We start from the raw sequence: 25,066 nt of genomic DNA, 5'->3' as shown, positions 1-25,066 counted from the left end.
CGCCATGAGCGAAAAGATGAAGTTCACCTACTATCCGGGCTGCAGCTCGGAAGCCACCGGCAGGCATCTCGACGAATCCACCCGCGCCGTCTTTCCCGAGCTCGGCATCGAGGTGGAGGACATCGAGGACTGGAACTGTTGCGGCGCGTCCGTGGGCCACATCGGCGGCGGCCCTCTGCCGCAGCTGGCCCTGAACGCGCGCAACCTTGCCAACGCCAAGAAGCGTGGCAATGAGCACGTGTTCACCTCCTGCGCCGCCTGCTATCTCAACACGCACCGCAACAACCTCGCCATCCGCGACAACGAGAAGAAGCGGCAGGCCGCTGCCGAAATTCTCAAGGCCGGCGGTGAGGAGCCCTATGAGGGCGATCTGAAGGTGCACCATGCCATGGAGGTGCTCGTCAACTTCGTCGGCATGGACAAGGTCAAGGAGCGCGTCACCAATCCCCTGAAGGGTCTGAAGGTGGCCGGCTGGGTTGGCTGCCAGACGGTGCGCCCCTTTGCCGAGACCGACGATGGCGGCCATTACGACACCTATGAGGATCCGCACTTCCTCGACGACATCACCGAGGCCTGCGGTGCCGAGGCCGTGGACTACAAGCCCAAGACCAACTGCTGCGGCGGCTCCGTGGCGGTGATGAAGCCGGAAAAGACGCTGCACCTGATGAAGCTGCTGCTTGAAGAGGCAGAAAAGGCCGGTGCTGATGTCATTTCCACGCCGTGCCCGCTGTGCCAGACCAACCTGGAGATGTATCAGGAGGCCATCAACAAGAAGTATGGCACCAACTTCAACATCCCGGTGGTCTTCCCGCAGCAGCTCATGGCCGTCGCCTTCGGCATGGATCCGGTAAAGGATGCCGCCCTGCACCGAAACACCATCCGTGCCGAAAAGCTGGAGAAAATGGCCAAGAAGTGAACCGGTCCTGAAAAGGCACCATCATTCATTCAGGCTTTCACTAGGCAAAAGGGCTCGCCATATCTAAATGGCGGGCCCTTTTTCATGCCAGCGGCAAAAATCATCAAGGGGCTAACACGTCGGATTTTCTGAGGACACGCCCTGACAACGACTGAGCTCCAGCAAACGCGCCCTGCGAAACACCGCATGGCCCATGCGATCAGCCCGAATGTTTGCCGCGTTCGGGTTTTTCTTGCCTGTGCGTAATATGGTGAATAATATCGAAATATATGAATATGAGAGCCGCTTGCAGCCCGTGGCAGGTGGGGGCGCGGGGCTGTGGGATCACACACCCGGTCAATACAGGAAAACGAGACCGTCCGGGCCGAGATCCAATCCATGCACAAAAGGCTCTCTGTTTGCGCCGGAGCCAGCCGGCGCTATCCGAAGCCAGGAAAGAGGAGGAGGGGAAACCGATGAAGGTCCGCGAATTTCTGGAGCAGAACCAGCCAAAGATCATCACCTGCCGGCGCGCCGATACCTTGCAGGCCGCGGCCAGCCTGCTCTATTCCAACAAGATCGGCGCCATGCCGGTGGTAGACAGCTCCGGCAATCTCGTTGGTGTGCTTTCAGAACGTGACATTGTTTCGGCCCTTTCCCAGCGCCCGCATGAGCTGATGAAATTGCGCGTGCGTGATGTCATGTCCTCGCCAGCCGTCACCTGCCAGGCGGAGGACGACATGTGTGATGCCATGCGGGTCATGCTCAATCACAAGTTCCGCCATTTGCCCGTGGTGGACGCAAGGGGCCAGCTGCGGGGCATGCTTTCCATCCGCGATTGCCTCGCCATGCAGCTGAGGGACAAGGAGCTGGAGGCCAACGTCCTGCGCGACAGCTTCATCGCCGCCCGCTTCTCTTAAAAACCCACGCTTCATAAAGGCGGCATGCATGAGAAAAAAGAGGCGGCCTTGCATCATCTTTGGCAAGGCCGCTTCTGTCATGTGTAATGGTGAAACAGGACTCGATCACAGGATAGGCGAGAAAACCCCGCTTTTGGCCTGCAAGATTTGCGGCTTCAAGCCGCCGGCAGAGCCGGTCGCTGCGGCTGATCCTGTGCCGCATCCGGCGCGCTGGTCTGGTCCTTGATCTGTTTCAGTTCCTTTTCCAGATCGTCCTTCATGTCTTTCAGACGCGCAAGCTCGCGTTCGGCATGCCGCGCCCGCGCCCGGTAACGCCCCTGTTTCAGCCAGGTGGCGATACCGCCGGCGAGAAGCCCCAGAAAGATCCCGGCGAAGAACACCACCCACAGCGGCACGTTCAGTGAATAAAGCGGCGTTTCAGGCGTAATGGGATCAAAGGAGACGGTCACCCGCTGCCGGTTGGCCAGTGCCAGCGCCGCCAGGATAATGAAAATCGGAATCCCGATGAGAAAGGAGATAAGCCGTCGCATGATCCTTGGTCTCGCCCCCGTCAGCCTCAGTGCATGATTCAGATATCCACCGGCAAAGCCTCGCTGATGTCGACCTGATTACGCCTGCCATCTCCGCAAAGACACACAAGCACCAGATCACGCGCCACCCCAAAGGGCGGATGAGGGCCTGAAGGCCAATTTCAACGGTCAATCTGCGGATTGCCCTGATTGAGGCGCTGGCGCAGCTCCTTGCCCGCCTTGAAATGCGGCACTTTCTTCTCACCCACTTCCACAGGTTCGCCCGTGCGCGGATTGCGGGCGATGCGCGCCTTGCGATAACGCACGGAAAAGGCGCCAAACCCGCGCAGCTCCACGCGGTTGTCCTCAGCCAGCGCCCGCGTGATCTCATTGAGGATCGTGTTCACGATCCGCTCCACATCGCGGTGATACAGATGCGGGTTACGTTTGGCGATACGTTGAATCAGCTCTGATTTGATCATTGTGAGCCCCTCGCCTGATACTGCAATCGAGGGTGCCAGAGCGCCAGCAGGCCGTCAAGCGCTAAGCCCTGCGAAAATTGCCCGCGTTCCAGCACCGCATCAAACCCGAAAAACTTGGCCCCCCATTGAATCAGCGAAAAGCCAAGCCCCAGCTCTTCCGGGAGCTTCTTGGGCTTGCGTTCCACGATCTTGAGAGAATCCTTCAGCCCCTTTTCCTTCACCAGCCAGTCCTTGGCCGCCTCTTCATCGCCAATGGCATCGATCAGACCCTTGCTCCTGGCATCCTTGCCGAGATAGACGCGCCCGTCCGCCAGCTTGAGAACAGCATCACGATCAAGCCCGCGCCGCTTAGCCACAAGAGCGACAAACCAGTCATAGGACTGCCGCACCAGCTCCTCGGTAACACGCTTCGCTTCAGGGGTGAGCGGTTCAAAGGGATTGGGCTGCGCCTTGAGCGGCCCGGATTTCAGCGTGTTCATCTTCACGCCAAGCTTGGACAGCAGATCATGAACCTCCGCCCACTGGAAAATGACACCAATGGAACCGGTGATCGTATTCTCCCGCGCATAGATGCGATCAGCGGCAATGGCCGTAATGTAGCCGCCCGAGGCCGCCACCGAGTCCATCACCGCCACCACCGGCTTCTTGGCCGCGATCTGACGCAGTTTGTGAAAGACGGCTTCCGATCCCACCGTGGTGCCGCCCGGGCTGTCAATGCGCACGATCACGGCCTTGACCTTCTTCGATTTTTTCAGCGAATCGAGAAGATCGAGCAGACGCTGATTGCCCGTGATCAGCCCGCTGATGCGCACGCGCGCGATATGTTCGCCAAAGCCGCCGTCTGTTTTCTCCCAGAACAGGGCCGCCACGGCAGCGACAATGGCCACGATGGCCAGTGTGCGCCACAGGCTGAGCTTCCGTCGCAACCGCCTGAAGGCGGCCAAGGTATCGGCTGTAAAGGTTCCCCCGGTCATGAATGCCTCGATGTCCTGCTTGGGGCCCGGTGCCTGCGCCCTAAAACGCACTGGGAATGACCTGCGCTATCCGGGCCGAACCGAAACGTCGCTTCCAGCTTGTCGTCGTTCTAGGGGAATGGCCTCTTTCCGCGCCGTCGTCAAGAAGGCGCCCGATCGCCTGCGGCCCGACAAGGCCCCGCCCCCTGCACTGCGGGCAGCCCGCCACTGCCGCATAAGAGCCGGAATGAAGACACCGAAAAACAAAAGAGCGGAAAGGCAGCTTCTTGCGCCCTTCCGCTCCATGAATGTGACCGGGACTAAAGGCGGGAGGATTACTTCTCCTCGTCGTCCTTCTTGTCCTCTTCGCCGCCCTTTTCCTTCTTCTCCAGGGCCGCCTTGAGGATCTCGCCGAGAGAAGCGCCGGCCGCCGTGGAACCAAACTGCTCCAGCGCCTTCTTCTCCTCCTCGATCTCCAGGGCCTTGATGGAGAGGCCGACCTTCTGGTTGGCGCGATCGATGGAGACCACCTTGGCATCGACCTTCTCGCCGGGGGCGAAGCGCTCCGGCCGCTGCTCGGAGCGATCCTTGGCCAGATCAGCGCGGCGGATGAAGGTGGTGATGTCGCTGCCGACGATCTTCACCTCAATGCCGTTGTCCTTCACCTCCACCACTTCCGCGGTGACGGTATCGCCCTTCTTGATGCCAAGCTTGGCCAGCGGCTCACCCTCGAGCTGCTTGATGCCGAGCGAGATGCGCTCCTTGGCGCGGTCCACGCCCAGCACCACCGCCTTGACCACATCGCCCTTCTTGTAGTCCTTGATGGCTTCCTCGCCCGGGCGGTTCCAGTCGAGATCGGAGAGGTGGACCATGCCGTCCACGTCGCCCTCCAGGCCGATGAACATGCCGAATTCGGTGATGTTCTTGATCTCGCCTTCCACCACCGTACCGGGCGGATAGCGCTCCTCGAAGGTGTCCCAGGGGTTCTCCTGCGTCTGCTTCAGGCCCAGCGAGATGCGGCGCCGCTGCGGATCCACGTCCAGCACCTGCACCTCGATCTCCTGGGATGTGGAGAGGATCTTGCCCGGATGCACGTTCTTCTTCGTCCAGCTCATCTCGGAGACGTGCACCAGGCCTTCCACACCGTCCTCCAGCTCCACGAAGGCGCCATAGTCGGTGATGTTGGTCACCCGGCCCTTCACACGGGAACCGACCGGATACTTCTCTTCCACGTTCTTCCACGGATCCTCCTGCAGCTGCTTCATGCCCAGGGAGATCCGCATGGTCTCGGGATTGATCTTGGTGATCTGGACCTTGACCGTATCACCCACCGAGAGGATGTCGGACGGATGGCCGACGCGCTTCCAGCTCATGTCGGTGACATGCAGCAGGCCGTCGATGCCGCCCAGATCCACGAAGGCGCCATAATCGGTGATGTTCTTGACCACGCCTTCGACCACATCGCCTTCCTTGAGGTTCTTCACAAGCTCCGCACGCTGCTCCGCGCGGCTCTCCTCGAGGATGGCACGGCGCGACACCACGATGTTGCCGCGGCGGCGGTCCATCTTGAGGATCTTGAAGGGCTGATCGACGTTGAGCAGGGGCGTGACGTCCCGCAGCGGCCGGATATCCACCTGCGAGCCCGGCAGGAAGGCCACCGCACCGCCAAGATCCACGGTGAAGCCGCCCTTCACCCGGCCGAAGATCTGGCCCGTAACCGGCTCGCCCTTCTCGTAGGCCTTCTCCAGGCGTTCCCACGCCTCCTCGCGGCGCGCCTTCTCGCGGGAGAGTACCGCCTCGCCCAGGGCGTTCTCGATGCGCTCCAGATAGACCTCCACCTCGTCGCCGACCTTGATCTCCTCGCCGGCGTTGGTGAATTCCTTCAGGGGAACGCGGCCTTCCGTCTTCAGGCCGACGTCGATGATGGCGTAATCGTTCTCGATGGCCACCACCTTGCCCTTCACCACCTGGCCTTCCGCCGGCATGGAGGCAAGGTAGGATTCCTCGAGAAGTTTGGCGAATTCATCGCGGCTGGGGGTTGCGCTTTCGGTCGCTTCGGTCATTGAGTCTCTTTCCTTTCTCGACAAACGAATGGGGTTGGCCCGCGGCAATATCCGCAGGACGTCCCGCAGCCCGTCAGGGCCCATAATGGCGCATGAGAAGGCTGCGGGCGGTTTCTGACCCGTTTCGTTCGCTTCTCCTTCGAGGGCGCTGCCTCTCTTCCGGCCGTCCGGGCCGCGGGCGGATCGAGGCGGGCATCCCTCCCGTTCAACACGAAAAGGCCCCGCCCGGCAGGCATCGCTCAGCCCTGCCGATCGGAACCCCGTTTCAGATGCGCGTCGATGATGCGGCGCGCTGCCCGGAATGCGGCTTCTATATCCAATTCCGAGGTGTCCAGCAAGTGGGCATCCTCCGCCGGGCGCAGCGGGGCATCCGCCCGGTTCATGTCCCGTTCATCGCGCTCCCGGACCTGTTGCAGAATTTGCTCGAAGGCCACCTCTTCGCCCCGCTCCTTCAGCTCCAGCCAGCGGCGTTTTGCTCGCACTTCCGGCGATGCGGTAACAAACAGCTTCACATCGGCATCAGGGCAGACCACCGTGCCGATGTCGCGCCCGTCCAGAACCGCGCCGGGCGGCGTTGCGGCAAAGCGGCGCTGATAATCGAGAAGCGCCGCCCGAACCCCCGGCATCGCCGCCACCTTGGACGCGGCCACACCCGTTCCCGCCGAGCGCAGGTCGGGATGGGAAAGGATGCGCTGATCCAGTTGCCGCGCCGCTTCCTCGGCGGCCTGCTCATCCTCGATATCGGCGCCGGCCAGCAGCAGCGAGAGCGCCACCGCCCGATACAGCGCTCCGGTATCGAGAAAGCGCAAGCCATAATGTTCGGCCAGTTTCCGCGCCAGCGTGCCCTTGCCGGCCGCGGCCGGCCCGTCAATGGCGATGATCATGTTTTTCAAGCCTCCGCCCCCTGTTGCGGTTCAGAAATGCGCGCGCCCAGGGAACGCATCAGCGAGACGAACGCGGGAAACGATGTGGCGATCATCGCCGCATCGTTAACCGTCACCGGCGCGCGGCTGACCAGGCCCAGCACGAGAAAGGCCATGGCGATGCGATGATCCATGTGGGTTTCTATGCAGGCCCCGCCGGGAATGCACCCGCCTATGCCGTCCACCTCCATCCAGTCCTCACCGGTGCGCACGGTCACGCCACAGGCGGCAAGGCCCGCCGCCATGGCCGCGATGCGATCGGATTCCTTCACCCGCAGCTCGCCGATGCCCTCCATGCGCGTCACTCCGTGGGCATGGGCCGCGATCGCCGCAAGAATGGGATATTCATCGATCATCGACGGCGCCCGCTCCGCCGGCACCACGATACCTTCGAGCCGGCTGGTGGAGGCCTCGAGATCGCCGACAATCTCGCCCCCCTCCTGCCGGGGGTTCAGGATGCGGATTTCCGCTCCCATCTCGTGCAGGGTCTGAATGAGTCCCGTGCGCGTGGGATTGAGCAGCACGTTGCGGATGGTCACGCGGCTGTCCGGACACATCAGCGCCGCCGCCAGCGGAAAGGCCGCCGATGAGGGATCGCCGGGCACGTGAATGTCGCAGGCGTGAAGTTCTTTTTCGCCGCGCACGGTGATGCGCCGGCCCTCCTCGCCGAAGTCCTCGCGAATGTCAGCACCAAAGGCCTTCAGCATCTTTTCTGTGTGATCCCGCGTCGCCACCGGCTCGATCACCGTGGTCTCCCCCGGCGTATTGAGCGCGGCTAGCAGAATGGCCGACTTCACCTGGGCGGACGGCACCGGCAGGGTATAGGTTATGGGCACCGGGTCCTTCGCCCCGATGATGCGCATGGGCAGTGTCCCGCCCGGCGCGGTGTCGATTCTGGCGCCGAAAAGTTCAAGCGGGGTGACGATGCGCCCCATCGGCCGCCGCGAGAGGGAAGCATCTCCCGTCATGATCGTCTTGATTGGGGTGGTGGCAACAAGCCCCGCCACCAGGCGCACGCCCGTGCCCGAATTGCCGAAATCGATACTGCCCTCAGGCTGGGCATAGCCGCCAATACCTGTGCCGGAGACGGTCCACGTGCCGTCGGCATCGCGCTCCAGATGCGCACCGAGCGCCGCCATCGCCTGAACCGTGTGAATGACATCGGCCGATTCCAGAAGCCCGCTGATGCGGCTTTCTCCGATGGCCGTCGCCGCCAGCATGACGGCACGATGGGAAATGGACTTGTCCCCTGGCACGCGCACTGTGCCGGAAAGGCTGTGTGAAAACTGACTGACGAGCGGTTGCGCCATGAAAGATCGTCCTTGAAGCCTGTTTGGGCGGATGTGCCTGTTGCCTTGCGAGGGCCAGTAGCACAAGTGCCTGTTCCCTGTCACCGGCCTTGCCGGTGCGCCGTCTTGTCTTGAATGCAAAAGACATGGCAGCCTGCAGCGATAATAAGAAAAACCGGCTTCCGTAAGAGGTGGCAGGAAAGAGGCGAAAACGCATGCCACAGCGCCAGGAGAGAATGTCGGCATCCCCATGGGAAACCCCGGCGGTGCTTAATGCGCGGCATCACTGGCGCCGGGCGCGCATAGGCATGGCCCTGTGTGCGCTGGCCATGGCCGTTTTCGCTGTTCAGGATGCCTTCACGCGCTATCTCGTGGCTTCGGTTTCGCCCTGGCAGATCATGGCGGTGCGCCTGTGGGCCTTCGCGCTTGGCGCCCTGTTCTATGCCGCCTGGCGGGGGCGGCTCTTTGCGGTCCTGAAGCCGCAGCGCCCATGGCTGCAGATGGCCCGTGCCGCCTTCTCCGCCTTCGAGATGGTTACCGTCGCCATGGCCTTGAAAGCGCTCGGCCTTGCTGAAACCCACGCCCTTTTCGCCATTTTTCCCATTCTCGCCGCGCTCATGGCCGTGCCCGTGCTTGGCGAGCGGCTGAACCGTCACCGGCTGCTTGCCACCGTCATCGGCTTTGCCGGCGCGCTGCTTATCCTGCGCCCGTCGGTGCATGCCGCCCTGCGCCCGGGGGCGGCGCTTGCCCTGCTGGCGGCTGCCCTTTTCGCCGCCTATCAGGTGGCCGGCCGCCTTGCCGCCCGTGATGATGACTATCTCACCGCCATCGTGCAGATCTCAACAATCGGCGCCGTCATCCTCACGCCCTTTGGCCTCTCCGCCTGGCAGAACCTGCTCCCCTGGCAATGGGCCATCGTTGCCGCCATTTCCGTGCTCGCCATCCTCGCCCATCTCCTGCTGGTGAAGGCGCTGGAATTCGCCGAGGCCATTCAGCTGCAGCCTTTCAACTATTTCCTGCTCCTCTTCGCCCTGATCATCGGCACGCTGTGGTTTGGCGAGCGGCCGCCCGTTACCTCATGGCTCGGGGCCGGTCTTGTCGTCTCAGGCGGCCTGTTCATGCTCCTGCATGAACGGCACAGGGCCACACGCTCATAATTGAGGCACTCAATGCCTGGGCAGAATGACCGTGCGCTCCCAGGCGCCGTTTTCGCCGACGATGGTGAGCCTTAATTTCGCGCCAGCAAGCGCTGCGGGGTCATCAATCCCGTCCACCGGCAGGAAATAGCGCACGATCATGCCCTCACGCCCGAGAAAGCGCGGATGACAGAAGGAGACGATATCCGGCCCCTCAACGAAAATGTCCGAGTTGGAGCCAAGCCCCACGCCCTTCAGGACCAGCACCAGCTCCGGACGCGTCTTGCCGCGGCGGATGTAGGCCTTCACCACTTCTGGCCCCACATCCGGGTTGGCGGTGGGTACCTCGTAATAGGCCACACGCACCCGGGCGAAGGCCGTATCATCGGAATCGGGTTCGGGCAGGAGCTGTCGCACAAGCTGCGCCTGGGCCGGAATACAGATGTCGCTGCACAGAGCATACGAAAGCTTCACCGAAAGCGTGACCGGCTTTTCAGGATCAGCCGGCACGATGCGCACAGGAAAGATCACATGATCCTTGTAACCAATGGTCTCGCCGAGCTCCGGGTCCTTGTAGCGTTTCGGCGTCGGCCATAAGACCTTGATGTCCTTAACGTTCGTGGAGCCCGAGAAATCGAAGCTGGGCGGCAGGCCGGAATCGCCCGGCACCTTCCAGTAGGTCTTCCAGCCCTTTTTCAGATCGATCTCAATGCCGGCAAGGCGGACATCTTCGCCCATCCACCCGCCATCGAGCAGACGCACCGTGCTGTGATCGAAGCGCACCTCGCGCACCTCTTTCACAGGCGCCTTCGCCCTGGCGGCCCGTGCCTTGAGCGCCAGGGATGCGGGGGCAAGGAAAGAAAGGAGCGCGGTGCCGCTGATACCGCTGAGAAACGTGCGCCTGTGCATGAAGGTGTAATCCCGTTGCCGCATGGAGTGTTTCATGAAGTCTCCAAGAAACCTGCCTCTGGGGTAAGTGGGGCAGGGCAGAATGGCAAGTCAATTCTCCGTCAGGAGGCGTGAGCGACACCGGTTCGTGAAACGGCCTTCTGGTCTGGTGCATGCAAAAGCCCCATATTGTGCTAGGCTTGGCAGCAAGAGCGGCGCAAATCATCAGGAGTTTCGGCCATGCCCAACGAGGCGAAATTCTATGACGGTCAGTTTCTCATCGCCATGCCGGGCATCGGCGATCCGCGTTTTGAGCAGACGGTCATCTACATGTGCGCCCACACCGAGGAAGGCGCCATGGGCATCGTGATCAACCGGCCCATGGAAGATCTGGATTTCGCCACGCTCCTGCACAGGCTGGAAATCGTCCCGGAGGAGAAGGCGCAGGACATCCCCGAGGAGGTGCGTCACACGCCGGTGATGGTCGGCGGCCCGGTGGAGCCGACCCGTGGCTTCGTTCTGCACAGCACCGACTATTTCAATCCGCAGATCACCCTGCCGGTCACACCGCACGTGGGGCTGACCGCCACGCTCGATATCCTGCACGACATGGCCCGCGGCGCCGGGCCGCGTGATGTGCTGATCGCGCTGGGCTATGCCGGCTGGGCGCCGGGGCAGCTGGAATCGGAAATTCAGCAGAACGTCTGGCTCACCTGCGAGGCGGACAGGGACATCCTCTTCCTCTCCCCCGTCGAGACCCGCTATGAGAAGGCCCTGCGCAAGCTGGGCATCGACCCGGGCTTTCTCTCCGCCGATGCCGGCCATGCCTGAGATCGACCTTCCGTAATGAGCACACGGATCCCTTTTTCGGATCGTGAGGTATCTATTTTTTGTCAGCGATCCAGCACCGCGCGGATCTCCACGAGATTGGCCCGCGCCCGCAGGGCATAGAAGCCAAGCGCCGTCAAGTGCGAGGGAAAAAGCAGCCCGTCTTCCGCCCCGTTGGACACAATGAGCGGATCAAGCCCGATGGCCGTGTTCAGGTGATCCTGAAGATTGTCCCAGATATCATCGAGATTGCGCGCGCGCACCACGCCGCTGAAGTCGGCACGCGCCGCCTTGAGAATGGCGGCATAGCCATACAGCTGCCCCAGTGCGAACCAGAACGTGTCATCAGCGCGAAAATCGAACCAGCCGGCATTGGAGGCCTCCGCCCGGTCTTTCAGCCGCGCCGATGTGGCGCCGATGTCCTTGGCCACGCGGTCCACGAATTGCAGCAGGTTGTCGGCGCGGGCATCAAATACGGCCTCGCAGCGCTCCAGCCGGTCATTGAACCGGTGAAAGGCGGCAATCGCGCGCTTGTAATCCGCTGTTGCCGGTGAAGTTATAAGCGGCAGGCGCGCATCAAAGGGATTGAAGATCCAGCGATAGGGATCGACATTCACCGCCGCCCGTGCCGCGCGCAGGTCCACATCCTGCCGCGAGGTGCCGCGCACGCGCCCCAGCGTATCGGCAAGCTCAATGGCGGTAATGATCACCGCCTGCATCACGCCGCGCTGAAAGGCCGCCTTGTTGTCGAAAAAGGGCGTATAGCTCCAGGGAATGCCGAGCAGGCCGAACTTGTAGACGGGCGAGGCCGAAACCCAGCGGTTCCGGTTGATATTGAAATCCACAAGATCGGCGGCCACGGCGACAATGGCGGAGCGGCCGCAGCTTTTCTCCGCACCCTCGGCCCCTTCCTGCGCCATGCCCTGAGGTTTGAGCACGTTTTCGGCAATAAGCGCATCCGCCCGCGCCGGATCGAAATCCCGAATCCAGCCGGTGATCCAGAACAGCCACAGCCAGGAGGCGATGAACGGCGCCAGAATGGCAATGACCACAAGCCGCACGATGGGCGAACGCCCCTGCAAAAATGCGCTCACCCGCCTGAAAGGCCAGGTGATCCACGACAGCAGCAGCCGAAAGAAGGCCCTGATGCGCTCCATGATCCCACCCCCGGTGAAGGCTGCTGCCGCCTTTCTTTCGGCCCGCTGTTTGCGCCAGTCATGAATGCGCCCGATGACCCTGTCCTTGAGCGTTCTGCGCGAACGGCCCGGGCCGTTTTCAGAATTTTCAGAAGAAGAAGGGCCTTCCTCCGGCCGTTTCGTGCCGTTGTTTTCCTGATCGGTCATGGCGCCTTGCCCCCGAAGTTAAAAAGGCTCATCGTTTTTGGATGCGCAAAAAACCTTGCGTCAGGCGCGATCACCGCCCCTTTGGCAGGCCCGCATCATTCAGCGCCATTTTGCGCCGCCGTCAGTTTTCCGGCAAGGGCATCACGGATCAGCTGTTGCGTTTCCTCAATGCCATAGAGCGCGACGAAAGAGCCGAAGCGCGGCCCCTGCGGCTGGCCCAGCAGCACTTCGTAGAGCGTCTTGAACCATGCGCGCAACGGCTCATATCCATGCGCCTTGCCCACCTCATAAACAATGTTCTGGATCTCCTGCGCATCCGCCTCCGCCGGCAGTTCGCCGAGTTTCTCCGCCAGGTCCTCAAGCGCGGCGCGGTCGCGCTCGTCGGGCTCGCGGAAGCGCTTGGTTGGCTTCACGAAGTCCTCGTAATAGTTGATGGCATAATCCATCAGCCGGTCCACTTCCCTGTGCGTCTCCGGCGAGGCGCCGGGGGCATAGCGCGAGACAAAGCCCCACAGCACCTTCTTGTCCTCCGCATGCGCGGCGGAAACAAGGTTCAACAGCAACGAGAAGGTGATGGGCATGTCCACCTGCGGCGGATTGCCCTGATGGATGTGCCAGACCGGGTTGGCGAGCTTCTCCTTAAGATCCTGCTCCGGATACTTGCGCAGGTGGGCGTAATAGTCATCCACATGCTGGGGGATGACATCGAAATACAGCCGCTTGGCCGTCTTCGGCTTGTTGTACATGAACAGCTGCAAGGATTCCTGCGTGCCGTAACGCAGCCATTCCTCGATGGTCAGGCCATTGCCCTTCGATTTGGAAATCTTCTGGCCCTTTTCATCCAGAAACAGTTCATAGATGAAGGTCTCCGGCGGCTGCCCGCCGAGCACGCGCACAATCTTCTCGCCAATGCGCACCGAATCGATAAGGTCCTTGCCAGCCATCTCATAATCCACGCCCAGCGCGTACCAGCGCATGGCCCAGTCCGGCTTCCACTGCAGCTTGCACCTGCCTCCGGTGACGGGCGTTTCATAGGCCTTGCCCGTGTCCGGATCGCGCCAGACGATGGTGCCGGCATCCAGCTTCACCTCCTCCACCGGCACCTGCATGACGATGCCGGTCTCCGGATGGATGGGCAGGAACGGCGCGTAGGTCTTGCGCCGCTCCTCGCCCAGCGTGGGCAGCATGATGGCCATCACCTCGTCGAACTTCTCCAGCATGCGCAACAGCGCCTTATCGAAGCGGCCGGAGGTGTAATAGTCCGTGGACGAGGCAAATTCGTAATCAAAACCAAAAGCGTCGAGGAACTGGCGCAGCTTCTCGTTGTTGTGCGCGCCAAAGCTTTCATGGCAGCCGAAGGGATCCGGCACCTTCGTGAGCGGCTTGCCAAGGTTGGCCTCAAGCAGCTCCGGGTTCGGCACGTTCTCCGGAACTTTCCGCAGGGCGTCCATGTCGTCGGAAAAGCAGATGAGCTTTGTTTTCACATCGGCGATGGTTTCCAGCGCATGGCGCACCATGAGCGTGCGCGCCACCTCGCCGAAGGTGCCGATATGCGGCAGTCCTGAAGGACCGTAACCTGTCTCGAACAACACCGGCTTTTCCGGGTCGCGATCCTTCTGGCGCTCAAGGCGCTTCAAAATCCGCCGCGCTTCCTGAAAGGGCCAGGCCTTGGCTTCCATTGCCGCCTCGCGCAGGGCGGGCAGGGCATCGCTGTTCATGAGTCCTGATCCATGTTTGTCGTTCATGCCGTCTTCATCCGCGCATTTTTCAGCGCGGGGGCTTTGGGTGTTCTGCTAGTAGGCGTGGTGAATGCAAAGATCAAGGTGCATGCCGGGTCTTGAAAATCCTCTCCTGCGCTTCCCGCTTGGCAGATGCCGGCTGGCGGTGCATATAGCCCGGCAAGGTCATCGTTGCGAGCCGGCCGGGCGGAAAGAAGGCATGCCGACATTCTCAAATCCGTCCATCCGGCAAAACAGGAGCGATCAGGGCCATGAGCGAGAAGAAACCGCGCGTCTTTTCCGGGGTGCAACCCACGGGCAACCTGCATCTCGGCAACTATCTCGGCGCCATTCGCCGGTTTGTGGAGCTGCAGAACGACCACGAATGCATCTACTGCGTGGTGGACATGCACGCCATCACCGTCTGGCAGGATCCGGCCGAGCTGACCAGGAACATCCGCGAGGTGGCCGCCGCCTTCATCGCTGCCGGTGTCGATGCCGAACAGCACATCATATTCAATCAATCGCAGGTCTCCGGCCATGCCGAGCTGGCCTGGGTGTTCAACTGCGTGGCCCGCATCGGCTGGCTGAACCGCATGACCCAGTTCAAGGAGAAAGCCGGCAAGAACCGCGAGAAGGCCTCCGTGGGGCTTTATGACTATCCGGTGCTCATGGCCGCGGACATTCTGCTCTATCATGCCGAAAAGGTGCCGGTGGGCGAGGATCAGAAGCAGCATCTAGAGCTGACCCGCGACATCGCCCAGAAGTTCAACAACGACTATGGCCCCCGCATCCGCGAGCTTGGCTTGAACAAGTTCGACGAGGGCTTCTTTCCCCTGCCCGAGCCGGTGATCGCCGGGCCGGCCACGCGCGTGATGTCGTTAAAGGACGGCACCAAGAAGATGTCGAAATCCGATCCTTCGGATCTCTCCCGCATCAATCTTTCCGATGATGCCGATGCCATCGCCAAGAAGATCCGCAAGGCCAAGACGGATCCCCATCCGCTGCCAGAGACCGTGGAAGAGCTGAAAGAGCGCCCCGAAGCCGACAATCTCGTTGGCATCTATGCGGCGCTGGCCGGCATATCCAAGCAGGACGTTCTCAATGAATTCGGCGGCAAGGGCTTTGCCGAGTTCAAGCCGAAGCTGGCGGAGCTGACCGTGGAAACGCTCGCGCCCATCAATGCCGAGATGAAGCGCCTGCTCGCCGATCCCACCCATCTTGATGCCATCCTGAAGAACGGGGCGGAACGCGCCCGTGCCATTGCCGATCCCATCTGGCGCGATGTCAAGGCCATCGTCGGCTTCATTGGCTAAGGATTAGGGCGTGATGCCGCAAACCGTGTAACGCATGAGAGGAGACCGGGGCGATGGCCCTCCTGGCCCGACAGAAAAAGAAGCGCTTTTCCGAGCTTTCGGAGAAGGAGATCCTTGCGCTCGCCATTTCCTCCGAGGAGGACGATGCGCGCATTTACATGACCTTCGCCAGCAAGCTTCAGGAGAACTTCCCGCATTCGGCGCGCATCTTCATGGAAATGGCCCAGGAGGAGCTGCAGCATCGCAAGGCTCTGGAAGACCTCTATCGCAAGAAATTCGGCGACATCATTCCCCTCATTCGCCGTGAGGACGTGATCGGCTTTGTCGAACACGATCCCATCTGGCTTCTTGACGAGCTGGATATTGATCGCGCCCGCCGGCGCGCCGAGGTCATGGAGCTTGAGAATTACCGCTTCTACAAGGCGGCGGCCGAACGCGCCAAGGACCCCGAGGTCAGAAAACTGCTGGAATGGCTCGCCGATGCCGAGCGTCATCATGAATCCCTGGCGGCGCGTTTGGAGCTTGAGCATCTTGATGCCGATGCCAAGCTGGAAGAGGAACAGACCAAGCGGCGTCTGTTCGCCCTGCAGGTGGTGCAGCCGGCCCTGATGGGCCTCATGGACGGTGCCGTCTCTTCCGTCGCGCCGGTGTTTGCCGCCGCCTTTGCCACCCGCAGCTCCTGGGAGACCTTCCTGGTTGGTGCCGCCATGGCCGTAGGCTCCGGCATTTCCATGGGCATTGCCGAGGCCATGTCCGACGATGGCGAGCTCACCGGCCGCGGTCATCCTCTCGTGCGCGGGCTGGCCTCCGGCATCATGACCATGCTGGGCGGCCTTGCCTATGCCCTGCCGTTCCTGATCCCGGATTTCGACACGGCCCTGATGATCGCCATCATCGTCGTTGTCCTGCAGTTGCTCCTGATCGCCTGGATCCGCTGGCGCTTCATGGAAACGCCCTTCTCCCGCGCCTTCATTCAGATCGTCATCGGCGGCCTCATCGTTTTTGCCACCGGCATGCTCATCGGCAGTTCCTGAGGCGGGGGGCTTTGCTTCTTCACCATGCGGCGCCCCTTGCGCTTGACCCGTCAGATCAGGGCCGGTAATCCTTGCGCCATCATCGGCAAGACGGGCGCGTCCGGCCCTTCGGAGTCGGCCGCCGGTCAGGGATTGGGAGACGACAGACATGGTCGAACATGTGACGGAAGCCGAATTCGAGGAGAAGGTTCTCAAGGCGGACAAGCCCGTGCTCGTGGATTTCTGGGCGGAGTGGTGTGCGCCCTGCCGCATGATCGCGCCGTTTCTCGACGAGATCGATGCGGAAATGGGCGACAAGGTGAAGGTGGTGAAGGTCAACATCGACGAACACCCCAACCTCGCCGCCCGTTATGGCGTGCGCGGCATTCCCACCCTCATGATCGTCAAGGACGGCGAGGTCATCTCCCAGCAGGTCGGCGCCGCACCCAAGAGCGCTATTGCTTCCTGGGTGGAAAGCGCCATCGCCAACGCCTGACGAAAAAAATTATCTGCTGCAGAATTCGTGAGGGCCGCGTAATAAACGGTATTGCGCGGCCCTTTTCCTTGCCTGAATGCACCGGGTTATCCGCAACTGAACGAATGGAGATTGCCTGCCGCTTCCGAACGCGGTTTTATGCCGTTGGTGACGGATAAGAGCCCATCGTCCCGGTAACGCTCATGAACGAAGGCGGCCAGCTTCTCATCGTCTGTTCCGACCGCGCCCGCAACGGCAAGACCTTGCTGGCGCGCCTGTTGGCTGACTGGCTGCGCCTGCGGGAGCGGCCGGTTTTCATCATCGATCTGGATGCGCCGGCCTTTCCCCTGGCTGCGCGCTTTGCCGATGCATCGCTTACCGTCGATTTCTCCAACACCATGGGCCGGGTGGCCACCTTTGACGCCATCATGGAACGCACCAACCTTCCCTGCATCGTGGATGTGCCGGCCCGTCATTTCGATGCCTTCGCTGAGGATCTCGAACGGCTTGATCTCTTCACGGAAGCCGCCCGCGCCGGCATGGAGGCCGTGGTTCATTTCCTCATCGACCGCGACCGCGAAAGCCTCGAACACGCCCGCGCCCTGCACACCCTTGCCGAACGGGGCGGCGCCGGTTTTGTGCCCGTGCGCAATGCCGCCATTGGCGATGCCCTGAAGGATGAAGGCGCCGCCCGTCTCTATGTGGACCTGCTGCAGGACGGCGAGATTCTCCTGCCGAAATTTTCCGCGGAAGCCTGGGCCTGGCTGGAAGCATCCGATTTCTCTTTTGCGGACCTCCTGCGCGGACGCTTGCGCGCCCCCAGCAGCCTGCTGGATTTCGAGCTGCAGGATGCTGTCAACGGCGTTTTCGAACAGTTTGAGCGCTTGCGTCTGCGTCTTGACATGGCGGGGCTTAAGGATATGGGCCTCATCTGATCTGAAAAAGTGGACCGGCCGACATGCCGCACCCTTCCTTTCCAGAAAGAGGCGGGCCGTCCTCCTCCCCGCAACGGCGGGGTGATCGCAGACGCTGGCACAAGGGACTGTGGGCCGAAACGGCTGCTGTCTGGATGTTGCGGCTGAAGGGCTGGCGCATTCTCGCCCGTCGTGTGCGCACGCCCGTGGGCGAGGTGGACATCATCGCCCGCCGCCGTCGCACGCTGATTTTCGTCGAGGTCAAATATCGCCCCCGCCATGACGAGGGCATGGCCGCCGTGCGAGCCCATCAGCAGGCGCGCATCGTGCGTGCCGCCCGCTGGTGGCTTGCCCGCCATGCCGATCTCAACACCCTCACTTGTCGATTCGATATCATCGCCGTAAACCGGTTCCTGTGGCCCGTTCATGTCATGGACGCCTTTTCCGAGGACGTCGCGGGAACCGGCATGTGAGGTTCAAGGAGGTGGAAACGACCATGGCCCTGAAAGTTGCGGTGCAGATGGACCCGTTGGAGAGCATCGACATCCGGGGCGATTCCACCTTCGCCCTGATGCTGGAAGCGCAGGCACGCGGCCATTCCCTCTTCGTCTACCAGCCGGAGGCGCTCGCCTATCAGCCGGGCAACATCCGCGCCCGTGGCCGCTGCGTGCTTGTGCGCGACGTGCCCGGCGATCATTTCACCGCCAAGGATCCCGAAGTGATGGATCTCTCCCGCTTCGACGTCATTCTCATGCGGCAGGATCCGCCCTTCGACATGGCCTACATCACCGCCACCCACATTCTCGAACAGCTGCATCCGCGCCCGCTCGTCGTCAACGATCCGCGCGAGGTGCGAAACGCCCCGGAAAAGCTCTTCGTTCTCGAATTCGCCGATCTCACGCCACCGACGCTGATCACCCGCGATCTCGGCGCTCTCATGGACTTCCGCGCCAAACACGGCGATATCATCCTCAAGCCGCTCTATGGTAACGGCGGCGCCGGCGTTTTCCGTCTCACCTCCAACGATGCCAATTTCCTCGCGTTAGTAGAGCTGTTTCAGCAGACCTTTCGCGAGCCCTTCATCGCGCAGAAATATCTCCCGGATGTGCAGGCGGGCGACAAGCGCATCATCCTCATCGATGGCGAAGTGGCCGGCGCCATCAACCGCGTGCCCCAGCCCGGCGAGACCCGCTCCAACATGCATGTCGGCGGACGGCCGGAACCGACGGAACTGACTGATCGCGAAAGGGAAATCTGCGCCCGCATCGGCCCGGAGCTGAAGCGCCGCGGCCTTCTTTTCGTCGGCATTGATGTCATCGGCGGCTGGCTTACCGAGATCAACGTCACCTCGCCCACAGGTATCCGCGAGGTCAAGCGATTCGGCGGCCCGGACATCGCCGCTCTTTTCTGGGATGCCGTGGAAGCACGCCTGAAATCCTGAATGGACAAATACGCCGCCCTGCCTTCCGGACAAGCGCCGGATAGCCGCGGGACATAGCGCGCTTTCTGGCCTTGGGGGTACTTGAAAAGTCAGCTGCGGTAATCGGCGTTGATATCGATATACCGGTGGGTGAGATCGCAGGTCCAGACCGTGGCCTTGCCCGGCCCGGCGCCAACGGCCACGGCAATGTCGATCTCGCGCCCTTTCATGTGTTCGGCCACCGGTGTTTCGTCGTATCCGGGTACCACCGCGCCATTCTCCGTGATGCGAATGCCGCCGATGGAAATGGCAATCTCCTCCTGCCGCACCGGCACGCCCGCCTTGCCCACGGCCATGACGATGCGGCCCCAGTTGGGGTCCTCTCCGGCGATGGCCGTTTTCACCAGCGGTGAATTGGCAATGCTCATGGCGATCCGTTTCGCGCCATCATCGTCAGGCGCGCCGGAAACCCGTACGGTAACAAACTTTTCCGCCCCCTCGCCATCGCGCACGATCTGCCGGGCGAGATCGCCGCAAACGGTGTTCAGGGCTTCGGCGAATGCCGTCAACGCCGGATCCGATGCCTGCAAGCCTTCAAGAAGGGAAGCATCGTTTCCGGCCTTGCCCGTCGCCGCAAGCAGCACCGTATCGTTGGTGGAGGTATCGCCATCTACGGTGATGCAGTTGAAGCTCTCATCCACGGCCCGCTTCAGAAGCGCCTGCAGGAGAGGTGCGGGCAGGGCGGCATCGGTGAAAAGAAAGGCCAGCATGGTGGCCATGTTCGGCGCGATCATGCCCGAGCCCTTGGCGATGCCGCAGATGGTCACATCCTTGCCCTGCAGGCGTGCACGGGCGAACGCCCCCTTGGGAAAGGTGTCCGTGGTCATGATTGCCCGCGCCGCCTCTTCCCAGGAGGCACTGGGGTGCGCAAGCATTTCGGAAAAATGCCGGGTGAGAACGCCGGCATCGAAGGGCTCGCCGATCACCCCGGTGGAGGCGACGAAGATCTCTTCCGGGGCGCATCCGATTGCATCGGCAAGAGCAGCGGCCGTCTCCTTCACCGTCCTGTGTCCGGCCGCACCCGTGAAAGCATTGGCGTTTCCTGCATTGCACACAAGCGCCCGTGCCTTCCCATGGGAAAGAATCTCCTGGCACCACAACACGGGCGCGGCAGCCGTGGCTGAAGTGGTGAAGACACCGGCCATGATGGCGCCATCATCGAACGTCGCAATGAGCAGATCATCCCGCCCTGTGTATTTCAGCCCTGTTGCCGCCGTTGCCAGACGCACGCCGGGTACCATGGGCATCTCCGGAAAGCGCGCCGGCGCCAGGGGGGATATCACAAGATCCATGCTCATCGCGGCCTTCCCTGCCTGCGAAATGAAAAAATCGTGTCGCAGGAAATTCAAGAGCAAGGGCGACACCCGATCAGGCCACTCCGACGGAAAGGCAATGACTACAGCCTCATCCGGCCCGCTTCAGCTTTTGCCTGATCTGGTTCTGATTCTGGCATAAATCCGGGGCAAAATCACTTGCCCTTGCCCGATCCGGCCTTGCCCGCGCCCGTGGCGCCCTGCTGCTTCTCCTGCAGTTCTTTCAGGCGCTTTTCCACCTCTGCGGCGATCTTCTTCAGCTCCGGATCATAGAACTCGATCTTGGTGGTCTTGGCAATGTCCGCCACCTTTTGCTGCACGCGCTTGCGCAGCAGCAGATTGCGCAGGCCCACCTTGACCACGTCGAACGGCTGCATGCCCACCTTCTTGCGGTCGATGAGCTTGATGATGTGCCAGCCATAATCGGTCTTCACCGGCTTGGAGACTTCGCCCACCTTCAGCGCAAACACTGCCTTGGAGAATTCCGGCACCATCTCGTCATAGGTGAAATAGCCAAGATCACCGCCGAATTCCTTGGAGCCGTCCTTGGAATATTTCTTGGCCAGGTCCTCGAACTTGGCGCCCTTCTTCAGCTCAGCCAGAACCTTTTCCGCCTCTTCCTTCGTGGAGACGAGGATGTGCCGGGCCCGCACGCGCTCCACCGGTTTGACCTTCTTGGCCATGGCGTCATATTCCTTGCGGACCTCGGCATCGGTCACCTTCGGCGCGATCTTGGTGAAGAAATAGGCATCGCGCAGCGCCTTGGACTGATAGAAACGCACGCGCCGCTTGTATTCATCGGAATTTTCCAGCCCCTCGCGCAGGGCCTGTTGCGCCAGCAGCATGCGCTCGATGAGATAGCGCACAACGAGCTGATAGCGCAGCTTCGGCGGCACCTCCACCAGCTGCGGGCCAATGTCCTCCAGTGCCAGTTCCACATCCTTGGTGGTGATCGGCCAATTGCCCACCTTGGCGATCACGGTTTCGCCATTGACCTTGGGCATGTTGGCCTCGGCCTTGGGCTGTTCCGCGCCCTGGTCCTTCTTGGCCGCCTGCTGGGCCGTTGCCGGTGCCGCCAGGAGCAGGCCAAGCCCTGCGGCGATGATCAGTGTGCGCGAAAAGGATGCCATCGTCATGGTCATGTCACGTCCGGATTGGTTCGGAACGAGTGCCGTTTTGGCCCTTATGGCCCGGCGTTTTTTCGTCCGCTTTAAGTCTCCTGCCCGTCGTTATTGTCAGGCCTTCCCTGTTCTGTGCCGGTCAATTGCGGCAGAAACGGGTCTGCCCTCGGAAAGCCGGAAAGGCTCCGAACAGGGCTGCTCATCCGAGGCGATGTATTAACGGCTAACGGTGAACATGAAAACGATTGAATCACCATCCCGGACGTATTATCTGCACGATGTGCCCTTCAGGACACGATCAACATCCAAAATGCAGGCAGAATTGCGCGCCTTGCGTGTGCGCAATGGCGGGTGATCGGCCTGCGGTGTGCGGCATTCGCCTGCTGAATGAAGAGAGTTTCATGATCCGGTCCGGGATAGCTTGACGAACGGCGATTGCCCTTTTCGCCGGTTTTCCCTATCAAGGCGCATGAAAACGGCGGTTGTCCGGGTTGCCGCGTCGGGCGCGAATCACCGCGTGCCCTCCTTCAGGAAGCGCTAACGATTACGGGCACTTGAACAAGAGGGCGGATTAAAGCCAACCTCCAACTGGAAAGAACACCGAAAACCCATGCTCGGATTACGCACCCTTGCCAAGAAGGTCTTTGGCGACGCCAATGAGCGCAAGCTGCGCGCCTATCGCAAGAAAGTCGAACAGATCAACGCCCTTGAGCCGGAGTTCGAAAAGCTCTCGGACGAGGCCCTGCGCGCCAAGACCGATGAATTCAAGGCCCGCCTCAAGGAAGGTGCCAGCCTTGACGATCTGCTGCCGGAGGCCTTCGCCACCGTGCGCGAGGCCGCCAAGCGCACGCTGGGGCAGCGCCATTTCGACGTGCAGCTCATTGGCGGCATGGTCCTGCACGAGGGCAAGATCGCCGAGATGAAGACCGGCGAGGGCAAGACGCTGGTCGCCACCCTGCCGGTCTATCTCAATGCCCTGCTTGAACGCGGCGTGCACGTGGTCACGGTCAATGACTATCTCGCCCGCCGTGACGCGGAATGGATGGGCGCGATCTACAAGTTCCTCGGTCTTTCCGTCGGCGTCATCGTGCATGGCCTGGACGATGATGAACGCCGCGAGGCCTATGCCGCCGATGTCACCTACGCCACCAACAACGAGCTCGGCTTCGACTATCTGCGCGACAACATGAAGTACCATCTCGAGGAGATGGTGCAGCGCGATCATTATTACGCCATTGTCGACGAGGTGGACTCCATCCTCATCGACGAGGCCCGCACGCCGCTCATCATCTCCGGCCCCGTTGAGGATCGCACCGAGCTCTATCAGGCGGTGGACGCCCTCATCCCAAAGCTGGATGCCGACGATTTCGAGGTGGACGAGAAGCTGCGCACCGTCGTGCTCACCGAAAAGGGCAACGAGCACATGGAAGAGCTTCTGCGCGAGGCCGGCCTGCTGAAAGAAGGCTCGCTCTACGATCCGGAGAATGTCACCCTCGTCCATCACGTCAATCAGGCCCTGCGCGCCCACACCCTGTTCCAGAAGGACAGGGACTATATCGTCAAGGACAACGAGGTCGTCATTATCGACGAGTTCACCGGCCGCATGATGCCGGGCCGGCGCTATTCCGAGGGCCTGCATCAGGCGCTGGAGGCCAAGGAAGGCGTGCCCATCCAGCCGGAGAACCAGACGCTCGCCTCCATCACCTTCCAGAACTACTTCCGCATGTATGAGAAGCTGGCGGGCATGACCGGCACCGCCGCCACCGAGGCGGAGGAGTTCATGGACATCTACGGCCTTGACGTGGTGGAAATTCCCACCAACAAGCCGGTGCAGCGCATCGATGAGGACGATGAGGTCTATCGCACCGTTGAGGAGAAATACAAGGCGATCATCGACCTTATCGAGGAGTGCCGCAAGCGCGAGCAGCCGGTGCTCGTGGGCACCACGTCCATCGAGAAGTCGGAACACCTCTCCGAGCTTCTCAAGCAGCGGGGCATTCCGCACAACGTGCTCAATGCCCGCTATCATGAGCAGGAGGCCCAAATCGTTGCCCAGGCCGGCCGGCCCGGCGCGGTGACCATCGCCACCAACATGGCCGGCCGCGGCACGGATATTCAGCTCGGCGGCAATGCCGAGATGCGCATCAAGACCGAGCTTGCCGACGTCACCGATCCGGAGGAGCGCAAGCGCCGCGAGGAGGAGATCCGCCGCGAGGTGGAAGAGGCCCGCAAGAAGGTGATCGAGGCCGGTGGGCTCTACATCATCGGCACCGAGCGTCACGAATCCCGCCGCATCGACAATCAGCTGCGCGGCCGCTCCGGCCGTCAGGGGGATCCCGGCCGTTCCAAGTTCTTCCTGTCCATTCAGGATGACCTCATGCGCATCTTCGGTTCCGACCGCATGGACGGCATGCTGCAAAAACTGGGGCTGAAGGAAGGCGAGGCCATCACCCACCCGTGGATCAACAAGGCGCTGGAGAAGGCACAGCAGAAGGTGGAGGCGCGCAACTTCGACGCCCGCAAGAACCTTCTGAAGTTCGATGACGTGATGAACGACCAGCGCAAGGTCATCTTCGAGCAGCGCAAGAGCATCATGCGCGGCGAGGAGGTGGCCGAGACGGTTGAGGACATGCGCCATGAGGTGATCGACCGTCTGGTGCGCGCCCATATCCCGCCGGGTGAATATCCCGACAAATGGGACGTGAAGGGCCTTAAGGAACGCGTGCGCGAGGTGCTCGCCCTTGATCTGCCCATTGAGGAATGGGCCGAGGAGGAAGGCATCGCCGACGAGGAGATCCGCGAGCGCATCGAGAAGGCCGCCGACGAGCATTACGCCAAAAAGCGCGAGATGTATGGCGATGAGATCATGGAGATGGTGGAGAAGGAGATCCTCCTGCGCTCCATCGATCATCACTGGCGCGAGCATCTCACCATGCTCGATCACCTGCGGCAGGCGGTCTCCTTCCGCGGTTATGGTCAGCGCGATCCGCTGCAGGAATACAAGACCGAGGCCTTCACCCTGTTCGAGCGCATGATCGAGGACTTGCAGGAAACCGTCACTTCCCAGCTCATGCGCGTGGAAATCCTGCCCGAGGGATACGAGGAAGGGCTGCCCGGCGCGGACGAACTGCCGCCCATGCAGGCCCATCATGTCGATCCCTTCTCCGGGCTGGATGAGCTGGGCGAGGAAGAGGTTGTCGAGGCCGTCTTCGGCGAGGAAGCGCCGGCGCAGGCGTCCAACATGCGTGTGGCGCCGGAGCTACGCGATCCCAACGATCCGTCCACCTGGGGCAAGGTGGGCCGCAACGAGCCCTGCCCCTGCGGCTCCGGCAAGAAATACAAGCGCTGTCACGGCCGCCTGGCCTGAGGTGTGATGGGCGGGCGCCAAAGGCACGGGCGCAAGGCGGGAAGACGCCGGATTGCCTCACGTCCGTCGGTGAAGGAGGGGCGCACGATCATGGGTCAGGGATCTTGAACACGAGGGCGC

22 protein-coding genes are annotated in these 25,066 nt (G+C 61.7%); 11 read left to right on the top strand and 11 right to left on the bottom strand.

Annotated elements, in window-relative coordinates; translation table 11 throughout:
• Nucleotides 1-4 precede the first annotated feature (4 nt).
• On the top strand, nucleotides 5-916 hold the full coding sequence (locus EK16_RS05245) for a CoB--CoM heterodisulfide reductase iron-sulfur subunit B family protein (protein ID WP_038035173.1): 912 nt from the start codon (nucleotides 5-7) through the stop codon (nucleotides 914-916).
• A 455-nt stretch (nucleotides 917-1,371) separates the two neighbouring features.
• Complete coding sequence (locus tag EK16_RS05240) at nucleotides 1,372-1,815, top strand: CBS domain-containing protein (protein WP_038035171.1); 444 nt, start codon at nucleotides 1,372-1,374, stop codon at nucleotides 1,813-1,815.
• Between the two features lie 155 nt (nucleotides 1,816-1,970).
• On the opposite strand, the gene EK16_RS05235 is transcribed toward EK16_RS05240, so the two are convergent.
• From EK16_RS05235 to aroA, 6 genes are all read right to left on the bottom strand, one after another.
• On the bottom strand, nucleotides 1,971-2,345 hold the full coding sequence (locus tag EK16_RS05235) for a LapA family protein (RefSeq protein WP_038035168.1): 375 nt from the start codon (nucleotides 2,343-2,345) through the stop codon (nucleotides 1,971-1,973).
• A gap of 161 nt (nucleotides 2,346-2,506) precedes the next feature.
• Nucleotides 2,507-2,806, bottom strand: coding sequence for an integration host factor subunit beta (locus tag EK16_RS05230; protein ID WP_038035166.1), 300 nt, complete (start codon nucleotides 2,804-2,806; stop codon nucleotides 2,507-2,509).
• A complete protein-coding gene (gene sppA, locus EK16_RS05225; RefSeq protein ID WP_038035961.1) occupies nucleotides 2,803-3,780 on the bottom strand; it encodes a signal peptide peptidase SppA in 978 nt (325 codons plus the stop codon). The genes EK16_RS05230 and sppA overlap by 4 nt, the downstream gene beginning before the upstream one ends.
• A 314-nt stretch (nucleotides 3,781-4,094) precedes the next feature.
• Nucleotides 4,095-5,906 (bottom strand): 30S ribosomal protein S1, encoded by a 1,812-nt coding sequence (rpsA, locus tag EK16_RS05220; RefSeq protein ID WP_255353318.1) that lies wholly within the window; start codon nucleotides 5,904-5,906, stop codon nucleotides 4,095-4,097.
• Between the two features lie 155 nt (nucleotides 5,907-6,061).
• A complete protein-coding gene (gene cmk, locus EK16_RS05215; protein ID WP_038035960.1) occupies nucleotides 6,062-6,706 on the bottom strand; it encodes a (d)CMP kinase in 645 nt (214 codons plus the stop codon).
• 5 nt (nucleotides 6,707-6,711) lie between these two features.
• Nucleotides 6,712-8,055 carry a 3-phosphoshikimate 1-carboxyvinyltransferase gene (gene aroA, locus EK16_RS05210; RefSeq protein ID WP_038035161.1) on the bottom strand — a complete coding sequence of 448 codons (1,344 nt, stop codon included), beginning with the start codon at nucleotides 8,053-8,055 and terminating at the stop codon, nucleotides 6,712-6,714.
• Nucleotides 8,056-8,270: 215 nt separating this feature from the next.
• On the opposite strand from aroA, the gene EK16_RS05205 reads away from it, so the two are divergent.
• Nucleotides 8,271-9,191 (top strand): DMT family transporter, encoded by a 921-nt coding sequence (locus EK16_RS05205; protein ID WP_197059613.1) that lies wholly within the window; start codon nucleotides 8,271-8,273, stop codon nucleotides 9,189-9,191.
• Between the two features lie 9 nt (nucleotides 9,192-9,200).
• Here EK16_RS05205 and EK16_RS05200 read toward each other — a convergent pair whose 3' ends face one another.
• Complete coding sequence (locus EK16_RS05200; protein ID WP_081910280.1) at nucleotides 9,201-10,115, bottom strand: protein-disulfide reductase DsbD domain-containing protein; 915 nt, start codon at nucleotides 10,113-10,115, stop codon at nucleotides 9,201-9,203.
• A gap of 183 nt (nucleotides 10,116-10,298) precedes the next feature.
• Between EK16_RS05200 and EK16_RS05195 the strand changes: the two genes are divergently transcribed.
• Nucleotides 10,299-10,889: a YqgE/AlgH family protein gene (locus EK16_RS05195; protein WP_051928960.1), complete on the top strand. Its 591-nt coding sequence runs from the start codon at nucleotides 10,299-10,301 to the stop codon at nucleotides 10,887-10,889.
• A gap of 62 nt (nucleotides 10,890-10,951) precedes the next feature.
• Here EK16_RS05195 and EK16_RS05190 read toward each other — a convergent pair whose 3' ends face one another.
• Both EK16_RS05190 and EK16_RS05185 read right to left on the bottom strand, forming a co-directional pair.
• Nucleotides 10,952-12,229 (bottom strand): DUF2333 family protein, encoded by a 1,278-nt coding sequence (locus EK16_RS05190; RefSeq protein WP_051928959.1) that lies wholly within the window; start codon nucleotides 12,227-12,229, stop codon nucleotides 10,952-10,954.
• A 95-nt stretch (nucleotides 12,230-12,324) separates the two neighbouring features.
• Nucleotides 12,325-13,947, bottom strand: a complete 1,623-nt coding sequence (locus tag EK16_RS05185) for a lysine--tRNA ligase (RefSeq protein WP_038035155.1) — start codon at nucleotides 13,945-13,947, stop codon at nucleotides 12,325-12,327.
• A 272-nt stretch (nucleotides 13,948-14,219) separates the two neighbouring features.
• On the opposite strand from EK16_RS05185, the gene trpS reads away from it, so the two are divergent.
• The 6 genes from trpS (at nucleotide 14,220) to gshB (ending at nucleotide 19,106) form a co-directional block, all read left to right on the top strand.
• Nucleotides 14,220-15,263: a tryptophan--tRNA ligase gene (gene trpS / locus EK16_RS05180; RefSeq protein ID WP_038035152.1), complete on the top strand. Its 1,044-nt coding sequence runs from the start codon at nucleotides 14,220-14,222 to the stop codon at nucleotides 15,261-15,263.
• Nucleotides 15,264-15,316: 53 nt separating this feature from the next.
• Nucleotides 15,317-16,297, top strand: coding sequence for an iron exporter MbfA (gene mbfA / locus EK16_RS05175; protein ID WP_038035150.1), 981 nt, complete (start codon nucleotides 15,317-15,319; stop codon nucleotides 16,295-16,297).
• 148 nt (nucleotides 16,298-16,445) lie between these two features.
• Nucleotides 16,446-16,772 carry a thioredoxin gene (gene trxA / locus EK16_RS05170; RefSeq protein WP_038035147.1) on the top strand — a complete coding sequence of 109 codons (327 nt, stop codon included), beginning with the start codon at nucleotides 16,446-16,448 and terminating at the stop codon, nucleotides 16,770-16,772.
• A 182-nt stretch (nucleotides 16,773-16,954) separates the two neighbouring features.
• Nucleotides 16,955-17,686: a P-loop NTPase family protein gene (locus EK16_RS05165; RefSeq protein WP_038035144.1), complete on the top strand. Its 732-nt coding sequence runs from the start codon at nucleotides 16,955-16,957 to the stop codon at nucleotides 17,684-17,686.
• A gap of 23 nt (nucleotides 17,687-17,709) precedes the next feature.
• Complete coding sequence (locus EK16_RS05160) at nucleotides 17,710-18,138, top strand: YraN family protein (protein WP_038035142.1); 429 nt, start codon at nucleotides 17,710-17,712, stop codon at nucleotides 18,136-18,138.
• Between the two features lie 23 nt (nucleotides 18,139-18,161).
• Nucleotides 18,162-19,106, top strand: coding sequence for a glutathione synthase (gshB, locus tag EK16_RS05155; RefSeq protein WP_038035957.1), 945 nt, complete (start codon nucleotides 18,162-18,164; stop codon nucleotides 19,104-19,106).
• 89 nt (nucleotides 19,107-19,195) lie between these two features.
• Here gshB and argJ read toward each other — a convergent pair whose 3' ends face one another.
• Nucleotides 19,196-20,437, bottom strand: a complete 1,242-nt coding sequence (gene argJ, locus EK16_RS05150) for a bifunctional glutamate N-acetyltransferase/amino-acid acetyltransferase ArgJ (RefSeq protein WP_038035956.1) — start codon at nucleotides 20,435-20,437, stop codon at nucleotides 19,196-19,198.
• Nucleotides 20,438-20,613: 176 nt separating this feature from the next.
• Nucleotides 20,614-21,600, bottom strand: coding sequence for a peptidylprolyl isomerase (locus EK16_RS05145; protein WP_051928958.1), 987 nt, complete (start codon nucleotides 21,598-21,600; stop codon nucleotides 20,614-20,616).
• Between the two features lie 589 nt (nucleotides 21,601-22,189).
• Here EK16_RS05145 and secA point away from each other — a divergent pair.
• Nucleotides 22,190-24,946 carry a preprotein translocase subunit SecA gene (gene secA, locus EK16_RS05140; protein WP_038035141.1) on the top strand — a complete coding sequence of 919 codons (2,757 nt, stop codon included), beginning with the start codon at nucleotides 22,190-22,192 and terminating at the stop codon, nucleotides 24,944-24,946.
• Nucleotides 24,947-25,066: the final 120 nt, after the last annotated feature.

Origin of the sequence: Thermopetrobacter sp. TC1 (assembly GCF_000746275.1) — a bacterium.
Lineage (GTDB): Bacteria > Pseudomonadota > Alphaproteobacteria > Rhizobiales > Aestuariivirgaceae > Thermopetrobacter.
The sequence above is the reverse complement of the archived record's forward strand: the minus strand, read 5'-3'. Positions and strand labels throughout refer to the sequence as shown.